General features: G+C 74.6%; 19 protein-coding genes and 2 pseudogenes. 7 read left to right on the top strand and 14 right to left on the bottom strand.

What is annotated here, in order from left to right:
• Nucleotides 1-2 precede the first annotated feature (2 nt).
• The 9 genes and pseudogenes from rlmN to MRQ36_RS20235 form a co-directional block, all read right to left on the bottom strand.
• Nucleotides 3-1,151 (bottom strand): 23S rRNA (adenine(2503)-C(2))-methyltransferase RlmN, encoded by a 1,149-nt coding sequence (gene rlmN, locus MRQ36_RS20270; RefSeq protein ID WP_242797706.1) that lies wholly within the window; start codon nucleotides 1,149-1,151, stop codon nucleotides 3-5.
• A 104-nt stretch (nucleotides 1,152-1,255) separates the two neighbouring features.
• Nucleotides 1,256-2,029 (bottom strand): phosphatidate cytidylyltransferase, encoded by a 774-nt coding sequence (locus MRQ36_RS34495; protein ID WP_374250470.1) that lies wholly within the window; start codon nucleotides 2,027-2,029, stop codon nucleotides 1,256-1,258.
• Nucleotides 1,966-2,577: a hypothetical protein gene (locus MRQ36_RS34490; RefSeq protein WP_374250468.1), complete on the bottom strand. Its 612-nt coding sequence runs from the start codon at nucleotides 2,575-2,577 to the stop codon at nucleotides 1,966-1,968. The genes MRQ36_RS34495 and MRQ36_RS34490 overlap by 64 nt, the downstream gene beginning before the upstream one ends.
• A 253-nt stretch (nucleotides 2,578-2,830) precedes the next feature.
• On the bottom strand, nucleotides 2,831-3,388 hold the full coding sequence (gene frr / locus MRQ36_RS20260; RefSeq protein ID WP_242797704.1) for a ribosome recycling factor: 558 nt from the start codon (nucleotides 3,386-3,388) through the stop codon (nucleotides 2,831-2,833).
• 81 nt (nucleotides 3,389-3,469) lie between these two features.
• On the bottom strand, nucleotides 3,470-4,237 hold the full coding sequence (gene pyrH, locus MRQ36_RS20255; protein WP_242797702.1) for a UMP kinase: 768 nt from the start codon (nucleotides 4,235-4,237) through the stop codon (nucleotides 3,470-3,472).
• A gap of 162 nt (nucleotides 4,238-4,399) precedes the next feature.
• The gene (tsf, locus tag MRQ36_RS20250; protein WP_242797700.1) at nucleotides 4,400-5,227 is read right to left on the bottom strand and encodes a translation elongation factor Ts; all 828 of its coding nucleotides are present in this window, start codon (nucleotides 5,225-5,227) and stop codon (nucleotides 4,400-4,402) included.
• A 131-nt stretch (nucleotides 5,228-5,358) separates the two neighbouring features.
• Nucleotides 5,359-6,240 (bottom strand): 30S ribosomal protein S2, encoded by an 882-nt coding sequence (gene rpsB / locus MRQ36_RS20245; protein ID WP_242797698.1) that lies wholly within the window; start codon nucleotides 6,238-6,240, stop codon nucleotides 5,359-5,361.
• Between the two features lie 271 nt (nucleotides 6,241-6,511).
• A pseudogene (locus MRQ36_RS20240) lies at nucleotides 6,512-6,901 on the bottom strand (hypothetical protein); the annotation flags it as partial.
• A 187-nt stretch (nucleotides 6,902-7,088) separates the two neighbouring features.
• Complete coding sequence (locus tag MRQ36_RS20235) at nucleotides 7,089-7,586, bottom strand: hypothetical protein (protein WP_242797696.1); 498 nt, start codon at nucleotides 7,584-7,586, stop codon at nucleotides 7,089-7,091.
• 234 nt (nucleotides 7,587-7,820) lie between these two features.
• Here MRQ36_RS20235 and MRQ36_RS20230 point away from each other — a divergent pair, with 234 nt between their 5' ends.
• The 3 genes from MRQ36_RS20230 to MRQ36_RS20220 are packed head-to-tail and all read left to right on the top strand — an operon-like array spanning nucleotide 7,821 to nucleotide 10,908.
• Nucleotides 7,821-8,180, top strand: coding sequence for a YraN family protein (locus MRQ36_RS20230; RefSeq protein WP_242797694.1), 360 nt, complete (start codon nucleotides 7,821-7,823; stop codon nucleotides 8,178-8,180).
• Between the two features lie 2 nt (nucleotides 8,181-8,182).
• Nucleotides 8,183-9,703, top strand: coding sequence for a YifB family Mg chelatase-like AAA ATPase (locus MRQ36_RS20225; RefSeq protein ID WP_242797692.1), 1,521 nt, complete (start codon nucleotides 8,183-8,185; stop codon nucleotides 9,701-9,703).
• On the top strand, nucleotides 9,700-10,908 hold the full coding sequence (locus MRQ36_RS20220) for a DNA-processing protein DprA (protein WP_242797690.1): 1,209 nt from the start codon (nucleotides 9,700-9,702) through the stop codon (nucleotides 10,906-10,908). The genes MRQ36_RS20225 and MRQ36_RS20220 overlap by 4 nt, the downstream gene beginning before the upstream one ends.
• Nucleotides 10,909-10,941: 33 nt before the next feature.
• Here MRQ36_RS20220 and MRQ36_RS20215 read toward each other — a convergent pair whose 3' ends face one another.
• Nucleotides 10,942-11,283, bottom strand: a complete 342-nt coding sequence (locus MRQ36_RS20215) for a hypothetical protein (protein ID WP_242797688.1) — start codon at nucleotides 11,281-11,283, stop codon at nucleotides 10,942-10,944.
• 447 nt (nucleotides 11,284-11,730) lie between these two features.
• Here MRQ36_RS20215 and MRQ36_RS20210 point away from each other — a divergent pair.
• Both MRQ36_RS20210 and MRQ36_RS20205 read left to right on the top strand, forming a co-directional pair.
• Nucleotides 11,731-12,743: pseudogene (locus tag MRQ36_RS20210) on the top strand (tyrosine recombinase XerC).
• Nucleotides 12,744-12,876: 133 nt separating this feature from the next.
• Complete coding sequence (locus MRQ36_RS20205) at nucleotides 12,877-14,058, top strand: aminotransferase class V-fold PLP-dependent enzyme (protein WP_242797686.1); 1,182 nt, start codon at nucleotides 12,877-12,879, stop codon at nucleotides 14,056-14,058.
• On the opposite strand, the gene MRQ36_RS20200 is transcribed toward MRQ36_RS20205, so the two are convergent.
• Nucleotides 13,992-14,624 (bottom strand): murein hydrolase activator EnvC, encoded by a 633-nt coding sequence (locus MRQ36_RS20200; protein WP_374250464.1) that lies wholly within the window; start codon nucleotides 14,622-14,624, stop codon nucleotides 13,992-13,994. The genes MRQ36_RS20205 and MRQ36_RS20200 overlap by 67 nt on opposite strands.
• A 352-nt stretch (nucleotides 14,625-14,976) precedes the next feature.
• On the opposite strand from MRQ36_RS20200, the gene MRQ36_RS20195 reads away from it, so the two are divergent.
• Nucleotides 14,977-15,630 carry a methyltransferase gene (locus MRQ36_RS20195; RefSeq protein WP_242797684.1) on the top strand — a complete coding sequence of 218 codons (654 nt, stop codon included), beginning with the start codon at nucleotides 14,977-14,979 and terminating at the stop codon, nucleotides 15,628-15,630.
• Nucleotides 15,627-16,733 carry a sulfite oxidase gene (locus MRQ36_RS20190; RefSeq protein ID WP_242797682.1) on the top strand — a complete coding sequence of 369 codons (1,107 nt, stop codon included), beginning with the start codon at nucleotides 15,627-15,629 and terminating at the stop codon, nucleotides 16,731-16,733. Before MRQ36_RS20195 ends, MRQ36_RS20190 begins: the two co-directional genes overlap by 4 nt.
• 37 nt (nucleotides 16,734-16,770) lie before the next feature.
• Here MRQ36_RS20190 and MRQ36_RS20185 read toward each other — a convergent pair whose 3' ends face one another.
• From MRQ36_RS20185 to MRQ36_RS20175, 3 genes are read right to left on the bottom strand one after another with little or no spacing between them, the layout of a single operon-like run.
• Nucleotides 16,771-17,094: a DUF2469 domain-containing protein gene (locus MRQ36_RS20185; RefSeq protein WP_007075222.1), complete on the bottom strand. Its 324-nt coding sequence runs from the start codon at nucleotides 17,092-17,094 to the stop codon at nucleotides 16,771-16,773.
• Nucleotides 17,091-17,903, bottom strand: coding sequence for a ribonuclease HII (locus tag MRQ36_RS20180; RefSeq protein WP_242797680.1), 813 nt, complete (start codon nucleotides 17,901-17,903; stop codon nucleotides 17,091-17,093). Before MRQ36_RS20180 ends, MRQ36_RS20185 begins: the two co-directional genes overlap by 4 nt.
• Complete coding sequence (locus tag MRQ36_RS20175) at nucleotides 17,897-18,385, bottom strand: NUDIX hydrolase (protein WP_242797678.1); 489 nt, start codon at nucleotides 18,383-18,385, stop codon at nucleotides 17,897-17,899. The genes MRQ36_RS20180 and MRQ36_RS20175 overlap by 7 nt, the downstream gene beginning before the upstream one ends.
• Nucleotides 18,386-18,411: the final 26 nt, after the last annotated feature.

Below are 18,411 nucleotides of genomic sequence, written 5' to 3'. Positions count from 1 at the left end.
GGTCACGCCGTTGCCTCGTGCGGCGCATCGGTGTCCCTGTCCTCGGCGGCGGCGAGCTGCCCACACGCGCCGTCGATCTCGCGTCCCCGGGTGTCCCGCACGGTGGTCGACACCCCGGCGTCGCGCAACCGCCGGACGAACTCCCGCTCGACCGGCTTCGGGCTGGCGTCCCAGCGGCTGCCCGGAGTCGGGTTGAGCGGGATGAGGTTCACGTGGGCCAGCTTGCCGGCCAGCAGCCGCCCGAGCAGATCGGCTCGCCACGGCTGGTCGTTCACGTCCTTGATCATCGCGTACTCGATCGACACGCGACGCCCCGTCGTGGCGGCGTAGTCCCATGCCGCGTCCAGCACCTCGGACACCTTCCAGCGCTGGTTGACCGGGACGAGTTCGTCGCGAAGCTCATCATCGGGGGCGTGCAGCGACAACGCAAGGGTCACTGAGAGGTCTTCGCTGGCCAGTCGGCGGATGGCCGGCACCAGCCCGACCGTGGAGACGGTGATGTGCCGCTGCGACAGGCCGAGCCCCTCGGGGGCCGGCGTGACCAGCCGGCGGATCGCCGCGACCACCCGCGAGTAGTTGGCCAGCGGCTCGCCCATGCCCATGAAGACGACGTGCGACAGCCGCGGCGGGGAGCCGGCGACGGCACCGGAGGCGGCCACCCCGGCGAGATAGACCGCCTGGTCGACGATCTCGGCGGTGGAGAGGTTACGGGTCAGGCCGGCCTGGCCGGTGGCGCAGAACGGGCAGGCCATGCCGCAGCCGGCCTGGCTGGAGATGCAGACGGTGACCCGGTCCGGGTAGCCCATCAGCACGCTCTCCACCAGCGAACCGTCGTGCAGTCGCCAGAGCGCCTTGCGGGTGGCGCCGTCGTCGCAGGCCAGCTCGCGTACCGGGGTGAGCAGCGTGGGCAGCAACGCGCCGGCCAACTTCTCCCGGGTGGCCGCCGGCAGGTCCGTCATCCGGGCGGCGTCGCGCACCAGCCGACCGAAGTAGTGGTGGGAGATCTGCTTGGCACGGAACGCCGGCTCGCCCAGCTCGGTGGCGAGTGCCTGCCGGCCCGGCAGGTCCAGGTCGGCGAGGTGCCGGGGCGGCATCGCCGGCCGCCGGCCGCGGGCGTCGGGGTCTACGGAGATCAGGGGGAGGCTCGTCATGGCGGGTCCAGTCTGACACGCGCGGAGCGGGACACACCCGGCTGTGGGTGCCGAATCGACCCCGACCAGGCGACGGAGCCGGCTCCCGCGACGTGATTCATGCCTCAGCCCGCCGCCGGGGCGAAGAGGGCGAGGAGCAGGTAGGCCGTGGGGACCGCGAACAGGATCGAGTCCAGCCGGTCCATCAGACCACCGTGACCGGGCAGCAGGTTGCTCATGTCCTTCACGCCGAGATCCCGCTTGATCATCGACTCGGCCAGGTCGCCGAGGACCGCCGCGCCGGAGACCGCCACCCCGAACAGCGCCCCCCACCAGGGGGCCACGTCGAAGAAGAGCCAGATCAGCACCGCGCTGCCCACCGCCGCCGCGGTCACCGACCCGGCGAACCCCTCCCAGGACTTCTTCGGACTGATCGACGGGGCCATCGGGTGCTTGCCGAAGGAGACGCCCGCCGCATAACCGCCGGTGTCGGAGAGGACCACCGCGACCAGGGTCACCAGGACCCGCAGCCGACCGTCCCCGGGTGCCGCGGCCAGCATCGCCGCGAAGCCGGCCAGGAATGGCACGTAGACCGCGATCAGGGTGGCCGCGGTGAGGTCCCGCTGGTAGTTGCCGGGGCCGTCGCCGAGCCGCCAGATCATCGTGCCGAGGACGGTGACCAGCAGGCCCAGGCTCAACGCGTCCGGGCCGGCGAACCAGGCCAGCCCGACGGTGAGCACACCACCGGCGATCAGCGGCACCAGCGGCGGGTGGGCGCCGCTGCGGCGTACCGCCCGGGCCATCTCCCAGATGCCGATCGCCACGGCGACGGCGATCACCCCGAGGAAGGCCAGCGGATAGAAGAAGAGCGGCACCAGGATCGCCGCGCCGAGCCCCAACCCGACCGCGATCGCGGCCGGCAGGTTGCGGCCGGCCCGGCTGGGCGCGGCCTGCTGGGTGGGCGGCCGGTCGGCACTGGCCCGGCGACGCCCCCGGGACCGGCGGCCCGTCGGCGCCCCGGCTCGGGGTCGGGTGTCACGTCGGCCCGGACCGGCGCGAGCTGCGCCGTCGGGTACTCGTCGTCCCGACCGGGTCCGTCGTGGTCGTCCCGGTCGCGCCCGGAGCGGCCGTCGACCCGGCCGGCGCGCTCGTCGTACGCCCCGGGGTGCTCGTCGGGCCCGCCGAGCTGCCCGGTGTACGGGGCGGGGTGGCCGGCGCGGGGCGGCTCGTGCCGGTCGACGTCGGGTCGGGCGTACGGCTCGGCGTACGGGTCCGCCGTCGGCCGGGGCCGGCGCTGCGGCTCGGCGTACGCCTCAGGGTTGCCGCCCGGCCGCCGCCGCGGACCCGGCTCCAGGTCGGTCTCCGGCCAGGGCAGCGCGGGCGGTCGGTCCGGCCGGTCCCAGCCGCGGGGATCGGTGGCGCCGTAGGGGTCGGGGTGGGACATCACGCACCGAGCGGACGCGGTACGAGTGCCACCACATGACGCAAGACCAAGACATCCCCTACAGGCGTGCGAAGTTCCGGTTGACCGGCCCGACGGCCGGGTGACCCCCGCCGTTCACCCGGTGGTGGTCGGGAATCGTGCCGAGCCTACTGCACCGGGGAACCCGGCACGGCGGACGCTGGCCCCGGCACGACGACGGCACCGGGTCCGCCGCGCGGGAGGCGGCGGGCCCGGTGCCGGGTGGGTCGTCGGGCGCTCAGACCTCGAGCAGCTCGGCTTCCTTGTGCTTGACCAGCTCGTCGACCATGGCGACGAAGCGCTGGGTCAGGTCGTCCAGCTCCTTCTCGGCGCGGCGGCCCTCGTCCTCGCCGACCTCGCCGTCCTTGACGAGGCGGTCCAGCTCTTCCTTGCCCTTGCGGCGGATGTTGCGGACGGCCACCTTGGCCTCCTCACCCTTGTGCCGGGCGACCTTGATCATCTCGCGCCGCCGCTCCTCGGTCATCTGCGGCAGCAGGATGCGCAGCTGGTTGCCCTCGTTGTTCGGGTTCACGCCGAGGTCCGAGTCGCGGATCGCCTTTTCCATGGCGTTGATCTGCGAGTTGTCGTACGGCTTGATGATCACCATGCGCGGCTCGGGAACGCCGATGGACGCCATCTGGGGCAGCGGGGTGGGGCTGCCGTAGTAGTCGATGATGACCTTGGAGAACATGGCGGCGTTGGCGCGACCGGTGCGGATGGCGCCGAACTCCTCCTTGGCGTGCTCGATGGCACGCTCCATCTTCTCCTCGGCTTCGAGGAGGGTGTCGTCGATCACCGGTCTCCTCGCCTCCTTCTTGTGCTCGTCGTGGGCTCTGCGGGATGTCGTGGGGAGGGCCGCTGTCGTCGGCGGAGCCGGTCAGGCGGTGATCAGGGTGCCGATCTTCTCGCCACTGACGGCGCGGACGATCGTGTCGTCGCCCTGTGCGCCGAAGACCAGCATCGGCAGGCCGTTCTCCATGCAGAGGCTGAACGCCGCGGCGTCGGCCACCCGCAGGTTGCGGCGCAGCACCTCGGAGAAGGTGATCGAGTCGAGCTTGCTGGCCGTGGGGTCGACCCGGGGGTCGGCGGTGTAGACGGCGTCCACGCCGTTCTTGCTCATCAGCACCACGTCGGCGCGGATCTCCAGCGCGCGCTGGGCCGCCACCGTGTCGGTGGAGAAGTAGGGCATGCCGGCGCCCGCACCGAAGATGACCACACGGCCCTTCTCCAGGTGCCGGATCGCCCGCAGCGGGATGTACGGCTCGGCGACCTGGGCCATGGTGATCGCGCTCTGCACCCGGGTCTCGATGCCCTCCTTCTCCAGGAAGTCCTGGAGCGCGAGGCAGTTCATCACCGTGCCGAGCATGCCCATGTAGTCGGCCCGGGCCCGGTCCATGCCCCGCTTCTGCAGCCCCGCGCCGCGGAAGAAGTTGCCGCCGCCGACCACCACGGAGACCTGCACGCCGCGGCGGACCACGGTGGCGATCTGCCGGGCGATGGCCTGCACGACGTCCGGGTCGACACCGATCGCGCCGCCGCCGAAGACCTCGCCGGAGAGCTTCAGCACCACCCGACGCGCCCGGCCGGGCGGCGGGGCGGTGGGATCATCCGCCGCCAGGCTCCGGTCACTCACAACCTGCGTCATCCGACCCGCCCTTCCCGTCGCGCACCGCACGTGCGCCGCGTACCGCGTAGCTGCCCTTGCCGACCCTATGTGACGAGGAGGCCGCGGTGCCTGTCACGTACACCGGGCCTCCTCGTCCTTGGTTCCCTGCCCACGGACGCGTCATGCGCCCGATCCGGCGGCTCAGGCCTGGCCGACCTCGAACCGCAGGAAGCGGGTGACCTCGATGCCGGCGTCGGCCAGCACCTGCTTCACCGTCTTCTTGTTGTCGGCGACCGACGCCTGCTCGACCAGGACGTAGTCCTTGAAGAAGGAGTTCACCCGGCCCTCGACGATCTTCGGCAGCGCCGCCTCGGGCTTGTTCTCCTCGCGGGCGGTCTGCTCGGCGATGCGCCGCTCGGACTCGACGACCTCGGCCGGCACCTCGTCCCGGGTGAGGTACTTCGGGCGCATCGCGGCGATCTGCATGGCCACGGCGCGGGCGTCGGCGTCACCGGCCTCGTCGGTCTTGCCGGCGTACTCGACCAGCACGCCGACCGCCGGCGGCAGGTCCTGGCTCTTGCGGTGCAGGTAGACCGCGGTGGTGCCGTCCAGCTTGGCGAAGCGGTTCAGCACCAGCTTCTCGCCGATCTTGGCGGACTGCTCCTGGATCAGGTCGGCGACCGGCTTGCCGTCGATCGAGCTGGCCAGCAGCTCCTCGGCGGTGCCGGCGCCGCTGCGCTCGCCGTGCTCGACGAGCTGCTGGGCCAGGGCGATGAAGGCGTCGTTCTTGGCGACGAAGTCGGTCTCGCAGTTGAGCTCGAGCAGCGCCTTGCCGGAGTGCGCGACCAGACCGTTGGCGGCGGTGCGGCCGGCCCGCTTGCCGACGTCCTTGGCGCCCTTGACGCGCAGGATCTCGATGGCCTTGTCGAAGTCGCCCTCAGCCTCGGTCAGCGCCTTCTTGGAGTCCATCATGCCGGCGCCGGTGAGGTCGCGGAGCTTCTTGACGTCCGCGGCGGTGAAGTTGGACATGACTCTCTCTTCGGTGTCGTGTCGGTGGGATGGTCTGGGTGCCGGTTACCCGGATCCGGGCCGGACGTGCCCGGCGTACCCGCCGCGCCCCGCCGCCCGTCGGGACGGACGGCGGGGACGCGACGGTGCGGTCACTCCGCGGCGGCGGTCGCCGGCTGCTCGGCGGGCTGCTCGGTCGGCTGGGCGGGCTGCTCGGCGGCCTGCGCCGGCTGCTCGTCGGCCTTCTTCGGCTGCTCCAGCAGCTCGCGCTCCCACTCGGCCAGCGGCTCGTCGGCGCCGACCTGGCCCGGCTCGGGCTTCTCGTCGCCACCACGACGACGGCCGGAGCGGGCGATCAGACCGTCGGCGACGGCGGCGGCCACGACCTTGGTCAGCAGCTCGGCCGAGCGGATCGCGTCGTCGTTGCCCGGGATCGGGAAGTCGACCTCGTCGGGGTCGCAGTTGGTGTCGAGCACCGCGATCACCGGGATGCCCAGCTTGCGGGCCTCGTCGACGGCGATGTGCTCCTTCTTGGTGTCGACGATCCACACCGCGGCCGGGAGCTTCTGCATGTCCCGCAGACCACCGAGGGTCTTGGTGAGCTTGATCTTCTCGCGGGAGAGCTGCAGGGTCTCCTTCTTGGTGTAACCGGCGGCGGTGCCGCTCAGGTCACCCAGGGCCTCCAGCTCCTTCATCCGCTGAAGGCGCTTGTACACCGTCTGGAAGTTGGTCAGCATGCCGCCGAGCCAGCGGTGGTTGACGTACGGCTGGCCGACCCGGGTCGCCTGCTCGGCGATGGCCTCCTGCGCCTGCTTCTTGGTGCCGACGAAGAGGATGCTGCCACCCTCGGCGACGGTGCCCCGCACGAAGTCGTACGCCTTCTCGATGTAGTCGAGGGTCTGGCGCAGGTCGATGATGTAGATGCCGTTGCGCTCCGTCATGATGAAGCGCTTCATCTTCGGGTTCCAGCGCCGGGTCTGGTGCCCGAAGTGGACACCGCTCTCCAGCAGCTGACGCATGGTCACGACGGCCATGGTGGGGTACTCCTCAAGATCCCTGGTTTGTCACGTCCGGCCGGTGGCCGGGCGTCCTGGCGCCTGGTCGCCGGCCATGGTGGGCCCGAACGGGATCGGGACCAGGGAGCCGTCGCCCCACGACGAACCGTGGAGAGGGCGCGCGAGGTCGACCGCACGAGGCGGTCGCCGGTTGACCAGTGTACGCGCACCCTTCGGGTGTAAGGAGGGGCCCCTTCTTAACGCATTTCGCATAGGAAGGGGCCCCTGTTAACACCTGCGGCTGGTGGGCTCAGCCGACCGCGAGGGCCGCCGCCACGAAGAGCACCAGCCCGACGGTCAGGTACGCCGTCGGCGGGCGCAACCAGCCCCGCGAGCCGTCGGCCAGGGCCAACCCGCCGGTGCGCAGCCCGTACAGGCCGGCCGCGAAGATCGGCAGGCCGGCCACCAGGAAGGTGCCGACCACGACGTGCGACGCCGACACCGGGTCACCGAGCAGGCCGTGCAGCAGCACCCGCAGCGCGGGGACCTCGAAGACCAGCACCAGCACCGCCAGCAGCACGGCCAGCGCCGGCCGGCGGGTCCGGTAGACCCCGTCGCCCGGCGGCGGCCCGTCCGGACGGGGCAGGACCGCCGGCATGGGTCCGGTCGGCAGGTCCAGCGGGTGCACGGTGGGCGGGCCGGCTGGCTGCTCCCCGAACCCTGCCGCGCCGGCCGGCTGCTCACCCGCGCCGAACACCGGCCCACCGCCCGGCCGCTCGCCCGCGCCGAACGGGGCGGGGCCGGAGGGGCAGGGCCCGCCGGGGCGGGGCCGGACGGCCGCTCGCCGACGATGAGGGGCGTCGGACCGGACGGCCGGTCACCGACCGTCAACGACGCCGAGGGCGCCGTGCGCCGACCCGTCCGGGCGGGACGGCTCGACGATCGGGTAGCCGCCGAGCGGAGCGGGCCGCGGTGCGTCGGACGTCCGGTCCGTACCGAGCGGGTCGGCCGTCTCGCGCGAGGCCACCGAGCCCGAGCGGGTCCGCGCTCTCCCGGGCCGCCCGGCGGCCACCGCGCTCGCCGGGCAGCTCGCCGGAGACCTCCGAGGGGTCCGGCTCGCCCCGACGGGAACGGCCGCGGTAACCCTCGGTCTCCTGGCGTACGTCGCCGAGCGGGTCGGCCGCGCCGAAGCGTCCCGTGTCGCCGTACCGGGGCGGGGCGTCGGCGTACCGGCCCTCGTCGGTGCCGCCACGCTGCTCCGGGGCACGGAAGTCGTCGTCGCGGTAGCGGGAGTCGTCCGTGCCGCGCCAGTCCCCCTCGGGGTACCCCCGGTCGCTCCAGCGCGACCCCTGCTGATCGTCGGGAAAGCTCCGTCGTCCGTCCACGACCGGCACGGTATGCGACCCGCTCCACGCGCGCCATCCGCCCCGGTGGGTGACGAGCGTCCCGGTCATTCCGGCACGAGGAGGGTCATCGCGGGCACACGCAGCGTGACGGTCGGCCCGGTCGCATAGCACGCCACCCGCATGATCGTCCGGCTGTCCACAGGCGGGTCCGTCGTCCACAGGTCGCCGCCCCGGGGCGGCACGCGGGCCCGGCCGGTCCGCACCGTGGACGCCATGACGAAGCGGAACCAGGCCGTCGGCGCGTACGGCGAGCGGTGCGCCCTGCGACACCTGATCGAGGCGGGGCTGCGGCCGGTCGCCCGGAACTGGCGCTGCCCCGACGGCGAGATCGACATCATCGCCTTCGACGGCGAGGTGCTGGCGTTCTGCGAGGTGAAGACCCGCCGTACCGATGACTTCGGCACCCCGGCGGAGGCGGTGGTGCCGGCCAAGGCGCGCCGGCTGCGCGGCCTGGCGGCCCGTTGGCTGGCGGAGACCGGCACCACCGCCGACGAGGTGCGGTTCGACGTCCTGGCGGTCCGCCTGGCCGGTGCCGGCGCGGCCCGGGTCGAACACCTCAAGGGCGCGTTCTGACCATGAGCTACGCCAAGGTGATCTGCGTGGGGCTGGTCGGGGTGACCGGGCACGTGGTGGAGGTGGAGGCCGACCTGGCGCCCGGGCTGCCGGCGGTGGTCATTTCGGGGCTGCCCGACACCGCGCTGCACGAGGCCCGTGACCGGGTCCGCGCCGCCATCGTGAACTCGGGCGAGAAGTGGCCCAACCGGCGGATCACCCTCAACCTGCTCCCGGCCACGCTGCCCAAGTACGGCTCGGCGTTCGACCTGGCTATCGCCGTGGCGGTGCTGGGCGGCTCCGGCGAGCTGCCGCTGCTGCCGGTCGAGCGCACCGTGGTCCTCGGCGAACTCGGGCTCGACGGTACGGTCCGGCCGGTCCGGGGCGTCCTGCCGATGGTCGCCGCCGCCGCTCGGGCGGGCTTCGCCCGGGTCGTCGTGCCGGTCGACAACGCGGCCGAGGCCGCGGTCATCCCCGGGATCCGAGTACGGGCCGTGGACACCCTGCACCGGCTCGTCGCCTTCGTCCGCGACGGCACCCCGCTGATCGAGCCGCCGACCGCGCCGGCGACCGCCGCCCCCGGCGGCCCCGACCTGAGCGACGTGGCCGGGCAGCAGCTCGGCCGGCGGGCCCTGGAGGTGGCCGCCGCCGGTGGGCACCATCTGGCCCTGCTCGGGCCGCCCGGCGCGGGCAAGACCATGCTCGCCGAGCGGCTGCCCTCGATCCTGCCCGAGCTGGACGACGAGACCGCCCTGGAGGTCTCCGCGCTGCACTCCGTGGCCGGGCTGCTGCCCCCGGGCGGCCGGTTGCTGCGTCGGCCCCCGTTCCAGGCGCCGCACCACACCGCGACGGTGCCGTCCCTGGTCGGCGGCGGGTCGGGGCTGGCCCGTCCCGGCGCGGTGTCGCTGGCCCACCGCGGAGTGCTCTTCCTCGACGAGGCGCCCGAGTTCAGCAAGGCGGCGCTGGAGGCGTTGCGGCAGCCGCTGGAGAACGGCCGGATCCAGCTCCACCGCGCCGGGGGCGGGACGGAATATCCGGCCCGGACGCAGCTGGTGCTGGCCGCGAACCCCTGTCCCTGCGCCAAGCCCGCCGGGGACGCGTACTGCGAGTGCAGCCCGCTGGCCCGGCGCCGCTATCTCGGCCGGCTCTCGGGACCGCTGCTGGACCGGGTCGACGTCCAGGTGCGACTGCCCCCGGTCCGGGCGGCGGAGCTGCTGTCGGCCGGCGACACGTGCGAGTCGTCCGCCGCCGTGGCCGCCCGGGTGGCCACCGCGCGACAGGCCGCCGCCACCCGCTGGGCGGTCACCGGCCACCGGCTGAACGCGGAGATCCCCGGCCCCCACCTGCGTCGTCCGCCGTGGCGGCTGCCCGCCCGGGACACCCGCGAACTGCGCGGGCGACTCGACTCCGGGTCGCTCTCCGCCCGCGGTTTCGACCGGGTCATCCGGCTCGCCTGGACCATCGCCGACCTCGACGGGCGGGACCGCCCCGACGGGGGCGACGTCGCGGAGGCCATCCACCTGAGGACGGGAGAAGGCACGTGAGCACCCCCGAGGCCCGCCTGCTGGCGCGGGTGGCGTTGACCTGGCTCACCGAACCGGGCACCTGGTCGGTGCACCGGCTGGTCGACCGGCTCGGCCCGGTCGACGCGCTGGAGCTGCTCCTCGACGGCGGGGCCCCGGAGGACCGGCTGCGGGCGACCGTGGCGGCCCGGTCGGCGGCCGGTGACGCCCGGGCGGTGGCGGAGCGGGCGGTGGCGCGTACCGCGCGGCTGGGCGCCCGGATCGTCACCCCCGAGGAAGACGAGTGGCCCGCCACGGTCGCGGACCTGCGGCGACTGGTGCTGTCCGGCGCCAACCGCCGGGTCGACATCGAGACCGCCCCGCCCCTCTGCTTCTGGGTGCGCGGTGCCTGGCCCCTGGCGGAGGCGCTCGACCGGTCGGTGGCCGTGGTCGGCGCCCGGGCCGCCACCGCGTACGGCACGCACGTCGCCACCGAGCTGGGCTACGGGCTGGCCGACCGGGACTGGACGGTGGTGTCCGGCGGCGCCTTCGGCATCGACTCCGCCGCGCACCGGGGCGCGCTGACCGCCGGCGGGTTGACCGTCGCCGTGCTGGCCTGCGGGGTCGACCGCCCCTATCCGATGGGCAACACGGCGCTCTTCGACCGGATCGCCGAGACCGGCCTGCTGGTGAGCGAGTGGATGCCGGGCGCCGAGCCGTTGCGACCCCGGTTCCTGATCCGCAACCGGGTCATCTCCGCCGGCACCCGGGGCACGGTGCTGGTCGAGGCGGCGGCCCGCAGCGGGGCCACCCAGACCCTGAACCGCACGATCGCCCTCAACCGCACCGCGATGGTGGTGCCGGGGCCGGTCACCTCCGCGATGTCGGTCGGCGCGCACGAACTGCTGCGCGAACAGCCCAAGACCCGGCTGGTCACCGGCGTCGCGCACGTGCTGGAGGAGGTGGGGCGGATCGGGTACGACCTCGCCCCGCCCGCGCGCACCCCGGAGCAGCCACGGGACCGGCTCGACGACGAGGCGACCCTGGTGCTGGAGGCGCTGCCCCGGCGGGGCGTGCTGGGGCTGGACGTCCTCGCCGCCCGGGCCGGGGTGGACGTCCGCACGGCGATGCGCAAGCTGTCCATGTTGGAGGAACTGGCCATGGTGGTACGCCGGGACGACGGGTACGCCCTCGCCCCGCCCCCGACCCGGCGGACCACCGGCACCCCGACGGGCAGCACCGGGTGACAGCCCGGCGGCACGGCGGCCGGCGCGACCCGGTCAGTCGCCCTCGAAGCGGATCTCCACGTCCTGGTGGTGCAGGCAGCGGCGGGCCAGCAGCGCCAGCCGGCGGATCTGGTCCCGCTCGGCCGGTGCCTCGGCCGCCTCGGCCAGGCAGCGCAGGTCCGCCAGCAGCTGCGGCACCGCGTCCGCGCCCACCACCAGCTCACCGAGGGGGTCGATCCGGTCCAGCAGCGGCGTACGACCTCCGCCCCGCACCCGCTTCAGCAGCTCCAGCAGCACGTCGTCGGGATCGGCCACCACCTCGGCCGCCACGTACGACGCCCGGCGTCGGTTCGGACCGGCCCGGACCAGCCGGTAGCGGACGACATCCACACCCACGGTCGGTCCCCTCTCCCGTCGGCGGCTCGTGGCGATCGAGATCACCGCGGCCGTCGCCGCATCCGGCCCGGCGCCCGTCCCCACCGCGCGCGCCGCCTCGGCCGTCCCCGGCAGCAGCCCTCTGTACGGGAAGCGGCGGCGGTCCGCGCCCCGTCACGCCCGCGCCGCGATCCCCCTTCGCCCCTGTATTTTCTCCCGTCCCGGCATCGCCAGCCAGCCCCCGACGCCACCGTCGGAGCCGGCACCGACACCGGCGGCCCGGCGGGCTGCCCCGGTGCGGACGTGCCCTTACGCTGGGCCGGTGACCGCCGACAGCAGCGCCGGGGCGGTACCCCCGCCGTACCCCGAGGGCGACGACGCCGGCTCCCCCGTCGGCCGTGGACGTGTCCCGTGGTGAGCCGCGAGCACGGCGGCACCCGGGAGGCGCACGCCGCTCTGCCCCCGGCGATGCGCGAGGCGGTGGACGACTTCGCCGACCACCTCTCCCGGGTCCGCAACCGTTCCGCACACACCGTCCGGGCCTACGTCACCGACCTGGTCTCGCTGCTCGACCACGCCGTGCGGATGGGTTGCGCCGCGCCGGAGCAGCTCGACCTGTCGGTGCTGCGCAGCTGGCTGGCCAAGCAGCGCACCCTGGGCGCGGCCCGCACCACGCTGGCCCGCCGGGCTGCCTCGGCGCGCACGTTCAGTGCCTGGGCGCACCGGGCCGGTGTGCTGCCCGCCGACGTGGCCGCCCCGCTGGCCAGCCCCCGGGCACACCGTGAGCTGCCTGCCGTGCTCCGCGCCGACCAGGCCGCCGCCCTGGTCGAGGCACCCGGCAGGCGGATCGCCGCCGGCGAGGCACCGGACACCGGGACGACCACCGGGGAGGTAGCGGGCACGGGCACGGCCGCCGGTGAAGCACCGGGCACCGGGGAGGTGTCCGAGCAACCGGGGGTTCTCCGGCCGGCGCGGCGGAACCGGTGTTGTTGCGGGACCGCGCGCTGCTCGAACTGCTCTACGGCACCGGGGTACGGATCAGCGAGGCGTGTGGCCTCGACCTGACCGACGTGGACGAGGCGCGGCGGGTGGTGCGGGTGTTCGGCAAGGGCGGTCGGGAACGCGCCGTCCCGTACGGGGTGCCGGCGCAGCGCGCGCTGGACGACTGGCTGGGCCGGGGCAGGCCCGCCCTGGCCGGTCCCGCCTCCGGTGCGGCGCTGCTGCTCGGGGCGCGGGGCGGCCTCCACCCGACCACCGCCCGCCGGATCGTCGCCGGGTACGCCGAGGCCGCCGGACTGCCCCGGACCAGCCCGCACGGGCTGCGCCACTCGGCGGCCACCCACCTGCTGGAGGGAGGCGCGGACCTGCGCGCGGTGCAGGAACTGCTCGGGCACTCGTCGCTGGCGAGCACGCAGATCTACACCCACGTGTCGGTGGAGCGGCTGCGGGCCGCGTACCGCCAGGCGCACCCACGAGCCTGACCGGCTGGCCCTGGCCGCGCCCAGCCGGAAGCCGGGCAGAAGCCGGCCGGACGTCGTGGCCCGGGTGGAGCGGGGCAGGGATGAGCCGCCGCGAAGCGGGGGTTGATGATCGACGGCGGGCTACGATCGGCGGATGACGGTCCCGCAGCCGCCCGAGCCGATCCCGGGGGCTCGGCTGCTCTTCTCGCTCGACCCGTCGGTCAGTCACCTGAACCACGGCTCGTTCGGGGCGGTGCCCGTCGGCGTGCAACGGGCCCAGCAGCGGCTGCGCGACGAGATGGAGGCGAACCCGCTGCGCTTCTTCAGCCAGGGCCTGGCCGACCGGATCGCCCACACCCGCCGGCACCTGGCCGCGTTCCTGGGTGCCGACCCGGACGGCACGGCGCTGGTCGGCAACGCCACCACCGGAGTGGCGGTGGTGCTCCAGTCGATGCGACTGCGCCCGGGTGACGAGGTGCTGACCACCGACCACGGGTACGGCGCGGTCGGCTTCTCCGTCGCCCGGGAGTGCCGCCGGACCGGCGCCGTGTCCCGGACGCTCTCGGTGCCGCTGACCGCCGGTGACGAGGAACTCGTGCAGATCGTGCGGGACGGGCTGCGTCCCGGACGTACCAGGCTGCTGATCGTCGACCAGGTCACCTCGCCCACCGCCCGGCTGTTCCCGACGGCCGCGATCGTGGGGGTGGCCCGGGAGCACGGGGTGCCGGTGCTGGTCGACGGGGCGCACGCACCGGGCATGCTGCCGACCACGGTGGCCTCGATCGGCGCCGACTTCTGGGTGGGCAACCTGCACAAGTGGGCGTACGCGCCGCGCGGCACCGCCGCGCTGGTGGTCGCCGAGCAGTGGCGGGAGCGGATCGAGCCGCTGGTCGTCTCGTGGGAGCAGGAGGCGGGGTTCCCGGGCCGGGTGGAGTGGCAGGCGACCCTGGACTACACGCCGTGGCTGGCCGCACCGGTGGGCGTGTTCACCCTGCGCAGCCTGGGCGTCGACCGGGTACGCGCGCACAACGCCGCCCTGGCCGCGTACGGCCAACGGGTGGTCGGGGACGGCCTCGGGGTGGCGCCGGCCGACCTGCCGGAGCCCGGCGGACCGACGGTCGCCATGCGCCTGGTGCCGCTCCCGCCCGGGGTGGCCACCTCGATGGACGCGGCGCGGGCACTGCGGGCCCGGATCGCCGAGCGGCTCGCCGCCGAGGTGGCGGTGGCGTCCTGGCGCGGCCGGGGCTGGCTGCGCCTCTGTGGTCAGGTCTACAACACGCCGGACGAGTACGACCGGCTCGCCGTCCGGCTGCCCGCGTTGCTCGCCCAGGGCTGACCGGCGGAGCCGGCGTCGAGCGGCAACAGCCGGACCGGACCGAGGCCGAGCAGCGTCAGCGGGTCCAGGTAGTCGCGGTCCCGGCGCAACCCCCAGTGCAGGCAGGCCGCCGCCGGGCAGCCGGCGTGCCCGGCGAGCAGCACACCGAGCGGCGTGCCGGCGACCACCCGGGCACCGGGCAGCACGGTGGGACGGACCGGCTCGTAGGTGGTGCGGAGGCCGTCGGCGTGCCCGACGGTGACCACCGGACGCCCGGCGACCAGCCCGGCGAAGAGCACCACGCCCGGACCGGCGGAGCGGACCTGCGCGCCGGCGGGGGCGGCGAGGTCGACGCCGCGGTGACCCGGCAACCAGGGCTGCGGCGGCGGATCGAACCACCGCACCGGCGGTCCCGGCACCGGCCAGCCGAACACCCCGGCGCGGGACATCCGCGAGCCGGACCCGGCCGGCCCGGCCGACGCGGCCGACCCGGAACCGGACCCCGCCGACCCCGCCGACCCGGCCGGCACCGCACCGGCCCCCGACGACCTGGCCGGCCCTGCACCGGACCCCGAGGACCCGGCCAACCCTCCACCGGCCGGCCCCGGACCGGATGCCGCCGACCCGACCAGCCCCGCTCCGGACAGCCCTGGACCGGCCGCCCACGGGAAGGGGGCGGGAAGCCGGGACGACGCCCCGACGGCGGATGCTTCGCCCGCGACGGCCGGCGGGGCCGACGCCGACAGCACCGACAGGAGTACGAGGTGGGCCGCGACAACCGGCCGGGACAGCATCCGCACATCCGCAGCCTGCCCCGACGACCTCCGCCCACACCAGCGCGCGCACCGCCGACTGTGGACGACGGTCGGCCTGTGGACGACCCCCGGGCGGCCGGTTGATCTGTTAAGGGGCGGGACGCCGAGGACCTATGCTGACCGGGTGACTCGGGACTGGTACGCCTGGCACGACGACTACGACCGCCCGGACTCCCCGCTCTCCCGCCGCCTGACCGAGCTGCGGCAGCGCATCGCGGAGGCGCTGGACCAAGCGCCGCCGGGACCGCTGCGGGCGATCAGCCTCTGCGCCGGCCAGGGCCGGGACCTGATCCCGGTGCTCGCCGACCACCCGCGCCGCGACGACGTCACCGCCCGCCTCGTCGAGTTGGACCCGCGCAACGTCGAGGTGGCCCGGGCGGCCGCCGCGCGGGCCGGTCTCACCGCCGTCGAGGTGGTGGCGGGCGACGCCGCGCAGACCGACCGGTACGCCGACCTGACGCCCGCGGACCTCGTCCTGGTGTGCGGGGTGTTCGGCAACATCCCCGACGCGGACGTCCGGGCGACGGTGGGGCACTGCGCCGCCCTCTGCGCGACCGGCGGCACCGTCTTCTGGACCCGGCACCGGCGCGAACCGGACCTGGTGCCGACGATCTGCGACTGGTTCGCCGAGGCGGGTTTCACGCCGGTGGCGGTGAGCAGCCCGGCCGACGGGGTCGGCGTCGGGGTGCACCGCCTCACCGGCCCGCCCCGACCCCTGGCGGCCGGTACGAGGATGTTCGAGTTCGTCGGCGACGACCGCCCGGAGGAGCAGAAGTGAGCACTGTGGACGATGTCAGCCGGCCGTCCCGGGTCGCCGGGCCGGACGAGGCGATCAGCGTCGAGGAGCTGCAACTCGCCGCGCGCAACCACGGCATCCCGCTGGAGGCGCTGCGCTACGACGTCACCCCGGCGGGCCTGCACTACCTGCTCATCCACTACGACATCCCGGACGTGGACCCGGCCGCGCACACGCTGACCGTGGACGGGGCGGTGGACCGGCCGCTCACCCTCGACCTGGCGGCCCTGCGGCAGCGGCCCCGGGTCACCCACCGGGTCACCCTGGAGTGCGCCGGCAACGGACGGGCGCTGCTGCATCCGCGTCCGGTCAGCCAGCCGTGGCTGGTGGAGGCGGTCGGCAACGCCGAGTGGACCGGCACCCCGCTCGCGCCGCTGCTGCGCGAGGCGGGGCTGGCGACCGACGCGGTGGACGTGGTCTTCACCGGCGTCGACCACGGCGTGGAACGCGGGGTCGAGCAGGACTACCAGCGGGCGCTGCCGGTCGCGGACGCGCTCCGCGAGGAGGTGCTGCTGGCGTACGAGATGAACGGCGCTCCGCTGCTGCCGCAGCACGGGGCACCGCTACGGCTGATCGTGCCCGGCTGGTACGGCATGGCGCACGTGAAGTGGCTGCGGAACATCCGGGTGTCGACAACGCCGTTCGACGGCTACCAGAACGCGGTCGCCTACCGGCTGCGGCGGGACGCCGACGACCCGGGCACCCCGGTGACCCGGATCGAGCCGCGGGCGCTGGTCCGGCCGCCGGGTTTCCCGGACTTCATGTCGCGGACCCGCGTGCTGCGCCCCGGGCCGTGCACGGTGGACGGTCGGGCCTGGTCGGGTCACGCGCCGGTCGTCGCGGTGGAGGTGACCGTCGACGGCGGCGTCAGCTGGGGACCCGCCGAGCTGGACGAGCCGACCGGGGGGCCGTGGGCCTGGCGGCGGTGGCGCTACGACTGGAACGCGGTGCCGGGGCGCTGGACGCTGGGCGCGCGGGCGACCGACGCCTCGGGGCGGAGCCAGCCGGTCGAGCAGCCGTGGAACCGGGGTGGCTTCGCCAACAACCTGGTGCAGCGGGTCGAGGTGGTGGTGCCGGCGGAGTGACCGGCCGCCGGGGGCCGGACCGCCCTGGACGCCTGGGTCAGCCGCCGAATCCGGAATCTGCGGGAAGGGAGATGTCGGGCTTTTCGAGCTCCTCGACATTCACGTCCTTGAACGTCATCACCCGGACGTTCTTGACGAACCGGGCGGGACGGTACATGTCCCACACCCAGGCGTCGTGCATCTCGACCTCGAAGTAGACCTCGCCGTCCGAGTTACGCACGTGCAGGTCGACCTGGTTCGCCAGGTAGAAGCGGCGCTCGGTCTCCACCACGTAGGAGAACTGGCGGACAATGTCGCGGTACTCCCGGTAGAGCTGCAGCTCCATCTCGGTCTCGTACTTCTCGAGATCTTCCGCGCTCATCGCACTCCGCCTTCCATGACCACATCTTCCCCCACCGGTGCCGGAGGTCGAGGCTGCTCGCCCAACGCCACGCCGACGGTACCCCCTGGCGCGCCGGAGTGCGCCATCGGCTCGTCCGCGCTGTCGGTCACCGGACGCCGGGACCGGGGCGGACGCCCGTCGCGGCCGGAGATCGCCGCCACGTTCACGTACGAGAAGCGATGCTCCCGGCACGGCCCGTGCTCCCGCAGCGCCGCGGTGTGCTCCGGCGTGATGTAACCCTTGTGCTCGGCGAACCCGTAACCGGGGTAGTGCCCGTCCAGCTCCACCATCAGCCGGTCCCGGGTGACCTTGGCGAGCACACTGGCCGCCGCCACGCAGGCGGCCACCCGGTCGCCCTTCCAGACCGCCAGCCCCGGCACGTCCAGGCCGTCGACGCCGAAGCCGTCGGTCAGCACGTACTCCGGGCGGGTGGTCAGCGAGGCGAGCGCCCGCCGCATCGCCGCCAGGTTGCACACGTGCAGCCCGCGCGCGTCCACCTCCTCGGCGGGGATGACCACCACCGCGTACGCCAGGGCCCGGTCGACGACCTCCGCGTAGATCCGCTCCCGGCTGGCGGGGGTGAGCAGCTTGGAGTCGGCCAACCCGTCGATCTCGCCGCGCCGCCCCTCGGGCAGCACCGCCGCGGCGGCCACCAGGGGCCCCGCGCAGGCACCCCGCCCGGCCTCGTCCGCGCCCGCCACGTGCCGGAAGCCCCGCCGTTGCAGGGCACGCTCCAGCGCGTAGAGGCCACCGTCGCGGCGCACCACGGTACGCGGCGGCGTCAGCACGGCGCCTCCCCGGTAACGGCCGGCGGACCGGCGGCGAGCACCCGGCCGAGCAGCGCCGGCAGCTCCGTCGGGTAGTAGCGTTCGTCGGTGTCGGCCAGCTCGGCCAGCGGCCACCAGCGGTGGCCGGAGACGCTGGCCCGCTCGATCTCGTTGAAGCCCGCGGTGTCCACCTCCCAGGCCGGCACCCGGACCAGGAAGTACTCCTGCTCCTGCCGGTACCAGACGCCGTCGAACGGGAACTCGGTCGTCTCGGACCAGACCGGCGCGCCCAGCTCGGCCGGGGCGAGCCGCAGCCCGGTCTCCTCGGCCAGCTCCCGGACCGCGCCGTCGGCCGGGCTCTCCCCCGGGTCGAGCCCGCCGCCCGGGGTGAACCAGTAGTCGTGGCCGGGCCGGGCCGGGTCGGTGCCGGCGAAGAGCAGCACCCGGTCGGCCGCGTCGACGAGCAGCACCCGGGCGGCGCGTCGGGGGGTGTAGACGGTCACCGCCCAAGCCTGCCAGACGCCTGCGA

Origin of the sequence: Micromonospora sp. R77, assembly GCF_022747945.1 — a bacterium.
Lineage (GTDB): Bacteria > Actinomycetota > Actinomycetes > Mycobacteriales > Micromonosporaceae > Micromonospora.
Note: the sequence above shows the minus strand (reverse complement) of the source record. Positions and strands in the feature narration are given on the sequence as shown.